Raw genomic sequence first — 414 nt, 5'->3', positions numbered from 1 at the left:
TTTCCCGCTATAATGAGGCGTAGCTGTTCACTATAACGCAGGAGGCGAAAGCATGAGCTGGACGATGGAGAAAGCCAATGAGCTATTTGAGGTATTTAAGCAGCGGGCTTCGGAGGACGCCGAGTTCAGGGGATTGGCGCTGAGCGACCCGAAACGGGCGATTCGCGAGCTGACGGGACTGGAGCTGCCGGAAGGCGTCGAGGTTGTAATCACGGAGGACGAGCACGGAGAAATCCAGGCGAAAACCTTGTTCGGAGCTCCGTCCTCTGACGCAGAGCGCGAGCTGGATGAAGCGGAATTGGAGCAGGTAGCAGGCGGCACGTCGTTCTCGGCGTTTATCTTGTACGGTCCTCCTTATCCGGAGCGCACAAAGAAAAAGTAATGTTCGAAATTGTTCGGCTTGCCCAGGGGAGG

At 56.3% G+C, this 414-nt stretch carries 1 protein-coding gene; it reads left to right on the top strand.

Annotated features, from left to right (window positions below; genetic code table 11):
* Nucleotides 1-52: 52 nt before the first annotated feature.
* On the top strand, nt 53-382 hold the full coding sequence (locus LRL21_RS44960) for a hypothetical protein (protein WP_240422228.1): 330 nt from the start codon (nt 53-55) through the stop codon (nt 380-382).
* Nucleotides 383-414: the final 32 nt, after the last annotated feature.

Source organism: Paenibacillus periandrae, assembly GCF_022458865.1.
GTDB classification, from domain to species: Bacteria; Bacillota; Bacilli; order Paenibacillales; family NBRC-103111; genus Paenibacillus_S; species Paenibacillus_S periandrae.
Note: the sequence above shows the minus strand (reverse complement) of the source record. Positions and strands in the feature narration are given on the sequence as shown.